Raw genomic sequence first — 13,250 nt, forward strand, 5'->3', positions numbered from 1 at the left:
AGTGAAAATATGAATAGTAAGCCGAAAGCGAGATCTTATACAATTTTAGTGATATTATTAGTATTTTTGGTTGGTCCCATATTATGGATGTTTGTAACTTCATTCAAGGATAATATTGCAATATATAAAATACCACCAGAGTGGATACCTCATAAGCCAACTATAAGTAATTATTTAAATATATTTAAAGATAAGTTATTCATGACTTATTATTTTAACAACTTCATAACTGCTGGATTGACAACATTATTTACGATTATTATATCTATTCTAGCAGGATATTCTTTTTCAAGATTCAAATTCAAAGGAAGTCAGATTCTGATAATGGCATTTTTATCAGTTTCAATATTCCCTGTAGTAGGTATTATCACTGCTCTTTATTCTACATTCAAGAATGTTGGATTACTTAATACAAGAACTGCGGTAATACTCACATTAACAGCTGCCAATGTACCATTTTGCATGTGGCTGATGAAAGGATTTTTTGATGACATTCCTAGAGCATTGGAAGAGGCGGCATATATAGATGGTTGTGGAAGATTATCAACATTATTCAAGGTTATTCTACCATTATGCAGCCCAGGAATTCTAGCAATAGGTTTATATACATTTCTTATAGCTTGGGATGATTATCTATATTGTTTAACACTTATTACAGATGACAAAATCCGTACTTTATCAAATGGTATATCAATGAGATATCTTGGTGAGCTTTCTTATGACTGGGGCAATGTTATGACTGTTTCTGTTATGGCAAGTATACCATTACTTATTTTATTTATATTCCTGCAAAAATATATGATACAAGGATTGACTGCTGGTTCTGTCAAGGGCTAAGCCACATGTTAAGTTCAATATATATAGTTATGTACATATAATATTTAATTTTCAAGGAGGAAAAACATGGAAAAACAATTAGGGCAACACACAATCAAGGAAATATTCCAACAAGGAGAAGCGTTCAGGGGAGTTGTTGAGACTCTAGATACTATAACAGCAACAATCAAGAAAGCATTTTGTGAAGTTAATCCAGATGAAGTCATTTTTACTGGTTGTGGTACTTCCTTATATTTAGCACAGACTTCAGCTACTATATTTTCTAAATACAATGATATAACAGCAAAAGCTGTACCTTGTTCAGAGTTATATCTAACACCAGAATTATATGTAAAAGGTAAAAGAAGCCTTGTTATACCTATTACAAGAAGAAGTGATACAACAGAAGTGAAGATGGCAATAAATAAAGTAAGACTATTAGATAATGTTAAGACTTTAGCAGTAACTTGTGACGAGAACAGTAAAGAGTATAATGATTATTATATCCTATCACCAAAGGCAAAAGAAAAAAGTATCGTAATGACAAAATCTTTCACAAGTATGGTATTCATGAATCAGATCCTTGCTTTGACAGTTGCAGGAAAAGAAGAGTTGGTGAACAAGTTAGTCAGTATGCCAGAAAATTGTAGTAAGGTTATGGATAATATCAATGACATATGTAAACAAATAATTAAAGAGAATAATGATATCAATCTATACATAACTCTTGGTCAAGGCAGCTTATATGGTATAGCCAACGAGTCAATGAATAAAATAAAAGAAATGGCTATATCTAATTCAGAAGCTTACTACAGCTTAGAATATAGACATGGACCAATGGCTCTAGTAGATGATAAAACATTAATAACTCAATATATTACAGAAGAGTGTGAAGAATTAGAAGTTGCATTAATGGAAGAAATGAAAGAGTATGGCGGTAGAATATTTATTATTGGAGATAAACTAACTAATAAAACCAAGAAATGTGCCGATTACTATATTGAGTTAGATTGTGGATATAATGCTGATCTGATTACACCATTAGTTGCAATATCTGGACAGCTTCTAGGATATTATTGTGCTATTAGTAAAGGATTAGATCTGGATAGTCCAAGGAATTTATCTCAAGCAATCATATTAAAATAAAAAGTGGAGACGATTCCAAATGATTATTAAAAATGGAAATGTTTTAGTAAAAGGAAAAATCATAACAAAAAATATATTCATTAAAGATGGTAAAATAAAAGATTTCAATGTAGAAGGTGTCCATGATAATCAAATAATTGATGCAGAGGAAATGTATGTATTACCAGGATTCATTGATGTTCACACCCATGGAGGAAATGGTATAGACACTAACCTTGCTGATGAAAAAGAACTAAAAGAGCTTTCTGGATTTTTTGCTTCAAAAGGAGTCACAGGGTATCTTCCCACACTTCTTACTGATACCCATGAGAAGACATGTGAAGTAGTTGAAATCATAGGAAATGTCATGGAAGAACAAAGTGGTTCCAAAATATTAGGTATACATCTTGAAGGACCATTTTTATCCCATGAATTCAAGGGTGCAATGCCTGATGATCTGATTGTTGATTCTTCCATAGAAAAGTTTATGGAGTATGAAAAGAAGTCTAATGATAATATTAAAACAATTACTGTAGCAGCAGAAAATCCAGGAGTTCTTGGTTTGATAAGATATGCTGTATCCAAAGAGGTAGTAGTTTCTCTAGGACATACTGGAGCTACCTATGAGGATTGTATGATGTGTATAGAAGAAGGAGCTAATCGTATTACACATACATTCAATGGTATGAGACAGTTACATCAGCATTATCCATCAATTCTTGGTGCCTCATTGGAAAGTGATGCTTATTGTGAAGCTATAGTTGATGGACTTCATTTGCATCCTGCAATAGTAAGATTGATGATCAAAACAAAAGGTATAGACAAAGTAATAGGAATAACAGATAGTGTTATGGCTGCTGGATTGCCAGATGGTAAATACAAATTGGGAGTTAATGATATTATTGTTGTAGATGGAGATGCTAGATTAGTACATGGAGATTCGCGGGCAGGCAGTACATTGACAATGAATAAAGCATTAAAAAATCTAATGGAGTTCACTAGATTACCTATAGAAGAATGTATAAAAATGATAACAATCAATCCTGCCAAGATGCTTAATATAGATAATGATAAAGGTTCTTTGGATATAGATAAAGATGCTGATATTGTAATTATGGATAAGAATTATGATGTCATTTATACTATTGTTGAAGGTAGAGTAGTATACAATAATAGTGGAAAATAAATAATATAGAGTAATATGAATACAGTTATGATTGTAACTTGTATATAAACAGTTTGATTTCTTGCTTTGTGGAAATGAAGCTGTTTTTAATTGCCCAATTAATTTTTTATAATATTTATATTAAAATCTATTATTTTATTTATTTGTTTTATTTGGTACAATTCAAATATAAAACCTGACACTCTAGGAGAATCAAGAATCTGCTCCATAAAGATTCCATAGATGTAGATAAGCGAAAATAACATCAGAGCCTTGGAACAACTTAATGAACAGATGTTAGATAGAATGGATTAATTGGAGTGTCTATTTGAATAAGGAGGAAACCTATGGATTATAAAAAATTATCAAAAATACCCCTCAAGTTAATGAGCAACCGAGTATACAGACCCTTTATAGGCGGAAAATCCATTGATGAATGGGAAGGGAATGATAACCCCAAAGATAATCATTATGGAGAAAGATGGATAGCTTCATTGATTAATATAAGAAGCCAAGAAATCAATGATAAAGAAGGTCTGAGTAAATTAATGATAGAAGGCAATACTGTTACCTTAAAAGAAGTAATAGAGTCATCACCACAAGATTTCCTTGGCGCAAACCATTACAAAAAATATGGTACAAGCTTAGCTATACTAGTAAAAGCACTAGATGCCTATTCTAGACTAATAATCCAAATACATCCAAATAAAGAAACTGCAAAAAAATTATTCAACTCACCCTTCGGCAAAACAGAAGCATGGTATATCATAGGTGGACGAAATATTGATGGTGAAGACCCTTATATACTTATTGGCTTCAAAGAAGGTATCAAAAAAGAAGAATATATAAAACTGTTTGAGACTCAGGACATAAAAGCCCTAGAAAACTCTATGCACAAATTCCCAGCAAAAGAAGGAGACGTATTTCTAATAGAAGGAGGAGTTCCTCATGCTATCGGTTCTGGTTGCTTCCTTATAGAAATACAAGAGCCCACAGATTATACAATAAGAGTAGAAAAAACTGCCCCAGATGGTCGTGAAATAGATGCCTTTTCCTGCCATCAAGGATTAGGCTTCCATAAAATGTTTGATTGCTTTAATTTCCAAGGATTAAGCCATGAAAAGACAGCACAAAAATATAAACTAGAACCTAGTATCCTATTAGACAATGATGACGCTACCGTTATAAGCCTTATATCTGAAAAAGATACTCCACTATTTACTATGGAAAAAATAGTGGTCAAAAAAACTCTATCATTCAATAAAGCCAATAACTTTGCTGTTGTAACAGTCCTAAAAGGTAAAGGAAAGCTATTATGTAATGGGGAAGAAGTAGAATTAAATCAAGGAGATGAATTGTTCTTGCCTTACGAGGCTAAAGTCCTCACATGGGTCAATGAGTTAGATGAGCCTTTGGAATTAGTGGTTTGTTTACCTCCCTCGTAGACGGTCAGGAAGTAAAGGGGTATGTTACGCGACTTCACATACCCCTATACTCCCTTCGTCAGTGAGTAGCTCATAATCGCCTATTTGTGTTAGCCAAAAATCATGTACGTAAGAAGAAAAAATGTTTTGTAACCTATACCACAAGACTACAAGCAATATAGTATATGTATATGTGGAGTAGTGAGGCATGGACGCCGAACCCAGCTATTTACTCAGGACGAGTAATTTGCTGGCGGAACATATACATATACTATATTGCAAATATCTCGTCAGAACAAAACAATTTTTCTGACTTACCACCATGATTATATCCAAACTTACTACCAACATAAAATATTAATCAACCTATTTAAATGACTATCATTTAATTTAATTGACAACAAAAAACTCCAATGATATAATAAACTTAATCCAAACGATTGGATTAGTTTTTACAAAAAGAATTGGGGAATTACAAATGTCCGTAACATTGAAAGAGATTGCTAAAAAAGCACAAGTTTCAATATCTACTGTATCCAGAGTTATCAATAACGATACTAATAAACCAGCAAGTAAAGAAACTCAGGATAAAGTTTGGAAAATAGTAAGAGAACTAGGCTATGTACCTAATCAAAACGCAAGAAATTTGATTAAAGGACAAGAAAGCATAATAGAAAACACTAATACACGAGCTATCGGTTGTATCTTTACATCAACCAAAGACACATATAACGATCCTTTCTTCTCACAAATAGCCAGAGGTATACAGGACGAAGTATCAAAAAGGGGATATATACTCGGATACTCATTTTCATCCTGTGACATGTCATTTTCATCATTATACAATAACTTGACATCCAATCCAGTTGATGGAGCCGTTATACTTGGAAGATTCAGCGAAGATGTTCTTAACTTCTTGAAACAGAATATCAAGAATATCGTTTATACAGGAGTCAACTATGTTGATGCAGGGTTTGATGAAGTTATATGTGACGGTTATAAAGGAGCAATGGCAGCAGTAGAATATTTAATTAGTTTGAATCATAGAGAGATTGGTTTTATCGGTTCAACAAAAGAATTAGAAAATGTAGTAAATGAGCATAGATACGAAGGTTATCTGGATACAATGAATAAACAAGAAATACCTGTAAAAAAAGAGTATATCCAAGATGTAGAACTATCTACAGCTGATGGATTTACTGGAATGGACAACATGATTAAAAGGTTAGGAAAAGATAAGCTTCCAACAGCAATTTTCTGTGCTAATGACCTAGTTGCTATTGGAGCAATGAAAGCACTTCATAAGAACAATATAAAAGTACCAGAAGATATCTCAATAATAGGACTTGACGATATTGAACTATCAGAATATGTAACACCAGGATTAACAACCATAAAGGTACCAAAAGTTGAATTAGGAAAATTTGCAGTCAAAATGCTTATAGATAAGATTGAGAATGGTCATACTTTACCTGTACGTGTCAACGTACCTTTTACAATTATTGAAAGAGAAAGTTGTAGAGCTATAAATTAATGATACCATATAGCTCTCATAATTTTTATCATATATCCAAACGTTTGGTACAAAAGGAGGAAACATCAAATGAGCAATATGCTAATCGTCCATGGCGGCGGACCTACAGTAGTAATAAACGCTTCTTTATATGGTGCTATTATGGAAGCCAAGAAAAATGAAGAAATAGAAGCTATATACGGAGCACTAGGTGGTACAGCAGGATTCTTAAACGAAGATTTTGTTGATTTCAATAAAGAACCACAAGAAAAAATTGAATTGCTGAAAACAACACCTGCTACAGCCATTGGTACATCAAGAACACCATTATATGAAAATGAATATAACCAGATGGTTGAAATTCTTAAAAAACATGATATTAAATATGTATTGTTTAATGGTGGTAATGGAACTATGGATGCTTGTGGTAATCTAGCCAAAGCAGCCAAAGAACATGATATATGTGTAATGGGCATACCTAAGACTATTGACAATGATTTAGCAGTTACAGATCACAGCCCTGGATTCGGAAGTATGGCAAAATACATTGCTACAGCTGTGTCAGAAGTAGCACAAGATGTTAGAGCTATGCCGATACATGTTTCCATTGTGGAAGCTATGGGAAGAAATGTTGGATGGATAACTGCGGCTTCAGCACTTGCTAGAAAAAATAAAGATGATGCACCTCATATGATTTTGTTACCGGAAGTTCCTTTCAAAGAGGATGAATTCTTAGCTAAAGTTGAGGAATTATATAATAGATTAGGTGGCGTAGTTGTAGTAGCTAGTGAAGGATTGAAAGATGAACAGGGTAAACCTATTGTTCCACCTATTTTCAAAACAGAAAGAGCAACATATTTTGGAGATGTAGGTTCTTATCTTGCTGAATTGGTTATTAAAAAGTTAGGTATAAAAGCAAGAAGTGAAAAACCTGGTATTGTAGGACGTGCCAGTGCTACTTTACAGTCTTCAGTTGATAGAGTTGAAGCTATAGAAGCAGGTAGAGAAGCTGTAAGGGCGGCTTTAGCTGGTAATACAGGTATGATGGTTGGTATTGATAGAGTTAGTAATGAGCCATATGAATGTGAATATACTTTAATACCTATTGAAAAGGTAATGATGGATGAAAAAGTGATGCCAAAAGAGTTTATTCATGAGAGTGGAATTGATGTTACAGATTCTTTTATTAAGTATTGTAAGCCTTTGATTGGTGGAGATATTCCTGATTATGCTTATTTTGAGAGGAATAAGGAAGTTAGTAAGAAGATATGAAGGTGTATTAATGAGGTGTTAGGGTCAGGGTAAAGTGTTACAATCACTTGCCTTACCCTGAGAAGCGGTCGGTCTGCGTGATTGTAACACTTTACCCTTCGACCGATTAGTACGTAAGTATTTTAAGTTTTATTTAGATTAGTAGTAAATAGATGGAGAATACGTTTAATACTTGATTTTAGAAGTCAATAAAAAAGGGGTAGTGTAAAGTAGCCTATGAAAACTCAGTGTTGAGAACACAATGAGAAAAGAACCTTGAAAATTTCAAAATATGTATTTTTGGCAGACAGACGTCGCCCTTGACAGCATAAAAAAGCAATGCAAATAGACCATGCCGACGGAGAAAACTCAAGAACAGTTAGACTTATCACGTCGAATGAGTGCATTGTAGCATTGCTTTTTTATGCCATCAAGGGTAAATCAAAATCAAGATTTTGACGACTGTGAAGTTGCCTCTGGATCGAATCTAAGAACAGTTAGAATAGGCGTCTTCTTGAAGTTTTAGAATGGTTTGTTGACCAAGATGAAGTAAGATTTGCCACTTACCGGGCATGTTTTCAGCGTTCTGAATCATGTCTACTGAGTTTAAAACATTAAAATTCTTGGACGAATGAGGTCTGAGAAAATTGTAGTAAGCAACCCAAAGTGAAACGGCATAGTTGGCACCTTCGAAATTATCATAGCCACAGGAACATCGATAGGTAGCCTTAAAGGTTCGATTCAACCGCTCTACCATCTGCTTAAATGGTCGGAATTTAGTGGAAACGGCATCATCATTGGTTAAACCAATAACTTGAGTGATATCAAAGGATAAAGGATTCTCATCTTTAAGGGCGAATTGCTGAGCGGCTAAAGGATAAGCACTGTAGCCATCAGCTATAAATTTAAAGTTTTTGGAGATAGATAAGATATTCTTAAAAGCCATTCGCATGGCAAGAATACATGGACCAACAGAACGATTATCCGAGACCTGATAACCGATAACCGACCTAGAAACAGCATCCATGATAAACCAAATATAGCCTTTGATACCTTTAACTTTGATATAAGTTTCATCAGCAATAAAAGTATCAGATTTCTTATAATCAAAGTTATCGACAAAGGGTTTGATAGTAACGGCAGCGGTTTTACAATAGTTGGCAATCATGGTATGAGAGACTTTGATGCCATAGAGATTATAAAGTGCCTGAGATGTTTTTCGCAAAGAAAGACCAAGGTTAACATGAAATGTTAAGCAAAGAGACATGATGTGAGCATTGTTTTTGCGAAACCTAAGAGTTGAAGCATATTTGTCAATAGCGTTCATATCAACTTTGAAGAAATCCATGTTAAATTCACGGTAAAGGTAATGAAGTTTATGCTTAAACTTTTCATTGTTGGAAATCGTTTCTTTGTCGACAGAATTTAAGTTGTGAAGATAGTAAGAGCACTTTTGGTTAATACACTTGTGGATGGTGAAAAACTTGCGATTTTTTACAGGTGAAAGTGAATGACCGCAGTAAGGACATTTAAGTTTGAGTTTCTTAGCCGCACGTTCACCAGTAAGAAAAGTTTTACCGCAAACTTTGCATTGGTATTGGCCGTTACCACCATTGTTGTCGTAAAGATAATGATGAGGAGCACCACAAACAGGGCAAGTAACATCTACAGAGACGGTCTTGCCGTTACGACGTTGAACAGGTTTAAACTTTTTATCATCTTTCCATTCGTAATAAGCAATAAGGAACTGCCAGTCTTGTTTGATAAAAGGGACGATGGTAGGAAGGATATCCGTTTTGAATTTTTGATACTTAGGTGAGTGGATATCATCATGAGCCCATTGACCAAGAGGAATATATTTTGAGATGAAAAGTATCAACCAGTAAATTTGTTGATTTTGGTATTGAATTATATTAAGTAAATAAGTTATAATTGAAGGCATAGCAATGACATCCTTTCAGGAATTTTTGGTGTGTTGGAACTTCAATTATAACTGAAAATAGGGGGTCATTGTTATTTTATTGCAAAAAACTGTGAAACCCTTGATAAATAAAGAATTTAAACAAATAGTGTAGTGTTAAACTTTACACTACCAAAAAAGGAAAAGAGGGAAATTTATGAAAGAAATATTTGTGAATCTTAAGAGGTTTGATGTTCCTGTTTCTAAGGGTGGTATTTGTCCTAAGGAAAGTTCCAAGGAATGGATTGAGTGGGTTATTGCTGAGAGTATTAGGAATAATCTTGGTACATTAGATGATATTACAGTTACTTATTTATTGCCAGAATCTCTTTTGATTCCTGCGATAGAGAAGTTGAATAGTTATGATGAAGAGGTTAGAGCTAATATCTCTTTGGGAAGTGAGGGTGTTTATAGAGAGGATGTTGCTAAAGGTGGTAATTTTGGTGCTTTTACTACTAATTTGCCAGCAGCTGCAGCTAAGAGTATGGGACTTAGCTGGTCTATAATTGGACACTCTGAGGAAAGAAAAGATAAGCTTGGTATTATTGAGAGATTTGATAAGGATTATGATAGTAAGAAAGCTTCTTTTGCGGTTAATTCAATGATAAATGATGAAGTTATGTGTGCGTTAAAGCAAGATATCAATGTTTTATTATGTATTGGAGAAACAGCAGAGGAAAGAGGAGAAGGGTCTTTTGAAGAGCAGAAACCTCGTATCAAAGAAGTCTTAGAAGAGCAATTACAGTTATGTCTTGATAATACAACTGATGTAATGAAGGATAATAAAATTGTTATTGGTTATGAACCTATATGGGCGATTGGACCAGGTAAGACACCACCAGGAAAAGAGTATATAGCATTTGTTTCAGAGTGTATCAAGGATTATGTTAAGAAAGAATTTGGATATGATATACCTGTAGTATATGGTGGAGGATTGAAGGAAGAGAATGCAGCTATGATTGCAAGTATCGATACAATCAATGGTGGTCTAGTTGCACTTACAAAATTCGTTCAGCCTGTTGCATTTGAGCCAGAAGGATTAAAAAATATAATTATGAAATATTGTTAATAAGTTTACATAATTTTAGTAATAATAATGAGTAAAAGCTATAAATATCAATAAATCTTTCTGTTTAATTTGACAGTAAGTTTATATTAGGATAAATAATAAAAAGACGGAGGTAACCAAATGAAATTACAATTTGAATATGGACAAGGATTAATGGAAGCGAATTTACCAGATAATACTGATGTTTTTATTCCAGGAGAAACAGTAGCAGACCCTGAGATTATACCAGCTGAAAAATTGGAAGAGGTAACACGACAATCTATTCTTAATCCAATAGATCTTGAGCCTATTTCTAAACAAGTTAAAAAAGGTTCAAAAGTAACAATTATTTTCCCAGATAGAGTAAAAGGTGGATTCCAAGATAATTCACATAGAAAAGTTTCTATTCCAATCATCATTGAAGAGTGTTTAAAAGCTGGAGTAGAGAAGAAAGACATCAAATTAATCTGTAGTAATGGACTTCATAGAAAGAATAGAAAAGAAGAAATTAAAAATATTTTAGGTGAAAAAGTATTCAACGATTTTTATTATACTCATCAAATAGTTAACCATGATAGTGAAGATTGGGATAATCTTGTAGACCTAGGTTACAATGAATATGGTGATAGAGTAATCATGAACAAAGATGTTTATGAGTCAGATTTAGCAGTTCTTATCGGACATACACTTGGTAATCCTTATGGAGGATATTCAGGAGGATATAAGCATAGTGCTACAGGAATAACTCACTGGAAATGTATAGGTGCCCATCATATTCCAAGAGTTATGCATAGAGATGACTTCACACCTGTTACAAAAACAAGTTTAATGAGACAAAAATTTGACCAGATCAGCCAATACATGGAAGATAAAATGGGTAAAAAATTCTTCTGTTGTGATGCAGTACTAGATACTTATCAAAGACAAATAGCTGTTTTCTCAGGATATGGAGAATCAATTCAGCCATTATCTTGGGACGAGGCTGATAAACGTACATTTATCCCTTGGGCTGAGAAAAAATATGATGTAGTAGTTTTTGGTATGCCTCAAAACTTCCACTATGGTAATGGTCATGGAACCAACCCAATATTAATAATGCAAGCTATCGCTGCTAACATCATTCGTCATAAGCGAATATTAAGTGATAACTGTGTAGTCATATGTTCAACAATCTGTAATGGTTATTTCCATGATGAAGAGTTCCCTTCATATAGAGAAGTATATGAACTATTCCAAAAAGATTATAATAACACTTTACCAGACGTAGAAAAATATGGAGAGTACTTATCTAACAACAAAGAATATATTGATAAATATAGATTTAACTATGGTTATCATCCATATCATGCATTCTCAATGATATCATGTGGACATATTGCTGAGAAAAACTGTTCAGCTGTATATGCAGTAGGAGCTTATGAACCAGGTTTTGCAAGAGGTATGGGTATGAAGACACGTGCTACTTTTGAAGATGCATTAAAAGATGCTAAGAAATATGTTGGAGATAACCCTAATATCTTAGCTTTACCTAAGACTTTCAGAACAGCTGGTGTTCACTTAATGATGAAAGACGAAGTTTTATAGAATAGATAATTAAAATGATAAGGAGCTGTTTATTACCAAGAAGAGTTATATCTTGGTCAGCTCCTTAAAATAAATATTAAGAGTGTAGAATATAACATTATAATTTCATATAGAAAAAATATAATTAGGAGGACATAATTATGCCAATAGTACCTTTGAGACCTTTGTTGGAAGCTTCAAATAAATATAAATTTGCTCATGGAGCGTTTAACGTCAATGCTGTAGCTCAAGCAGAAGCAGTTATAGAAGTTCATGAAATGTTTCGTTCAGGAGCAATTCTACAAGCAGCAGATTTAGCTAACGGATTTATGGGCGGAAGAAAAGACTTTATGAATGCAACATTAGAAGATAAAAAAATAGGTGCAAAAAGAATAGCAGATGCAGTCAGAAAAATCGGAGAGCATTCTAAAATACCTATCGTCATCCATCTTGACCATGGTAAAGATTTTGATTCTGTAAAAGCAGCTATTGATAATGGATTTACTTCAGTTATGATTGATGGTTCACATTTACCTTATGATAAGAATGTAGAACTTACTAGAGAAGTTGTTAAATATGCTCATCCAAAAGGAGTTTCTGTTGAAGGTGAATTAGGAGTACTTGCAGGAGTTGAAGACCATGTATTCTCTGAAACATCAACTTATACTAATCCAATGAAAGTGTGCGATTTCTTTAGAAAAACAGGTGTTGACTGTCTAGCTATTTCCTATGGAACTATGCACGGAGCTTCAAAAGGAAAGAATGCAAAACTTAGAAAAGAAATAGCTATAGCTTCTATGGAGAACTTAAGACATGAAGGAATCTTCGGAGCTCTAGTATCACACGGTTCATCAACAGTTCCTAGATACATAGTAGAAGAGATCAATAACTTAGATGGAGATATTCAAAATGCATATGGTATCTCTGTAAAGGAATTAATGTCAGTAATACCTTTGGGTATTGGTAAAATAAACGTTGATACAGATATAAGACTAGCAGTTACTCGTAATATAAGAGAATATTTCTTAAATAATCCAAGTAAACAAAAGAGCGATTCCATAGGTGGTATCTGGACTATTATGGATAATAATAAGAGTGCATTCGATCCTAGAGTTTACTTAACACCTATTATGGATACGGTATTAACTGGAAATGAACCAGATAGTGATGTTTCTGATATTACAGATTGTATTAGACGTGGTGTAAAAGAAGTAGTAGGAACATTAATTGTCAATTTTGGTTCAGTAGGATATGCTCCAAAAATCGAAAATGTATCATTAGAAGAAATGATTAAAAGATATAAGAGTTAATAAGTCAATAGAATATATTATAAGGGCATTGATTTAATACAATAGATAGAGCTGCCTATCAACCGTATATGGTTA

Annotated in this window: 10 protein-coding genes; 9 read left to right on the plus strand and 1 reads right to left on the minus strand. The window is 33.5% G+C overall.

The window, feature by feature from the left end:
• Positions 1-9: 9 nt before the first annotated feature.
• From HYG85_RS11070 to HYG85_RS11095, 6 genes are all read left to right on the plus strand, one after another.
• The gene (locus HYG85_RS11070) at positions 10-837 is read left to right on the plus strand and encodes a carbohydrate ABC transporter permease (RefSeq protein WP_113673023.1); all 828 of its coding nucleotides are present in this window, start codon (positions 10-12) and stop codon (positions 835-837) included.
• 66 nt (positions 838-903) lie between these two features.
• Positions 904-1,962 (plus strand): SIS domain-containing protein, encoded by a 1,059-nt coding sequence (locus tag HYG85_RS11075; RefSeq protein WP_212693495.1) that lies wholly within the window; start codon positions 904-906, stop codon positions 1,960-1,962.
• A gap of 19 nt (positions 1,963-1,981) precedes the next feature.
• Entirely contained in the window at positions 1,982-3,127 is a 1,146-nt protein-coding gene (gene nagA / locus HYG85_RS11080; protein ID WP_212693496.1) for an N-acetylglucosamine-6-phosphate deacetylase, read from the plus strand.
• 326 nt (positions 3,128-3,453) lie between these two features.
• Positions 3,454-4,551 carry a type I phosphomannose isomerase catalytic subunit gene (locus HYG85_RS11085; RefSeq protein WP_212693497.1) on the plus strand — a complete coding sequence of 366 codons (1,098 nt, stop codon included), beginning with the start codon at positions 3,454-3,456 and terminating at the stop codon, positions 4,549-4,551.
• A 457-nt stretch (positions 4,552-5,008) separates the two neighbouring features.
• A complete protein-coding gene (locus HYG85_RS11090) occupies positions 5,009-6,064 on the plus strand; it encodes a LacI family DNA-binding transcriptional regulator (protein ID WP_212693498.1) in 1,056 nt (351 codons plus the stop codon).
• Positions 6,065-6,133: 69 nt separating this feature from the next.
• Complete coding sequence (locus HYG85_RS11095; protein WP_212693499.1) at positions 6,134-7,315, plus strand: 6-phosphofructokinase; 1,182 nt, start codon at positions 6,134-6,136, stop codon at positions 7,313-7,315.
• Positions 7,316-7,781: 466 nt separating this feature from the next.
• On the opposite strand, the gene HYG85_RS11100 is transcribed toward HYG85_RS11095, so the two are convergent.
• Positions 7,782-9,236, minus strand: a complete 1,455-nt coding sequence (locus HYG85_RS11100; RefSeq protein WP_212693500.1) for a DDE-type integrase/transposase/recombinase — start codon at positions 9,234-9,236, stop codon at positions 7,782-7,784.
• A gap of 175 nt (positions 9,237-9,411) precedes the next feature.
• On the opposite strand from HYG85_RS11100, the gene HYG85_RS11105 reads away from it, so the two are divergent.
• From HYG85_RS11105 to HYG85_RS11115, 3 genes are all read left to right on the plus strand, one after another.
• On the plus strand, positions 9,412-10,323 hold the full coding sequence (locus tag HYG85_RS11105; protein WP_212693501.1) for a triose-phosphate isomerase: 912 nt from the start codon (positions 9,412-9,414) through the stop codon (positions 10,321-10,323).
• Positions 10,324-10,443: 120 nt separating this feature from the next.
• Entirely contained in the window at positions 10,444-11,886 is a 1,443-nt protein-coding gene (locus tag HYG85_RS11110) for a lactate racemase domain-containing protein (protein WP_212693502.1), read from the plus strand.
• A gap of 140 nt (positions 11,887-12,026) precedes the next feature.
• Positions 12,027-13,175 (plus strand): class II fructose-bisphosphate aldolase, encoded by a 1,149-nt coding sequence (locus HYG85_RS11115; protein WP_212693503.1) that lies wholly within the window; start codon positions 12,027-12,029, stop codon positions 13,173-13,175.
• Positions 13,176-13,250: the final 75 nt, after the last annotated feature.

Origin of the sequence: Vallitalea guaymasensis (genome assembly GCF_018141425.1) — a bacterium.
GTDB lineage: Bacteria > Bacillota > Clostridia > Lachnospirales > Vallitaleaceae > Vallitalea > Vallitalea guaymasensis.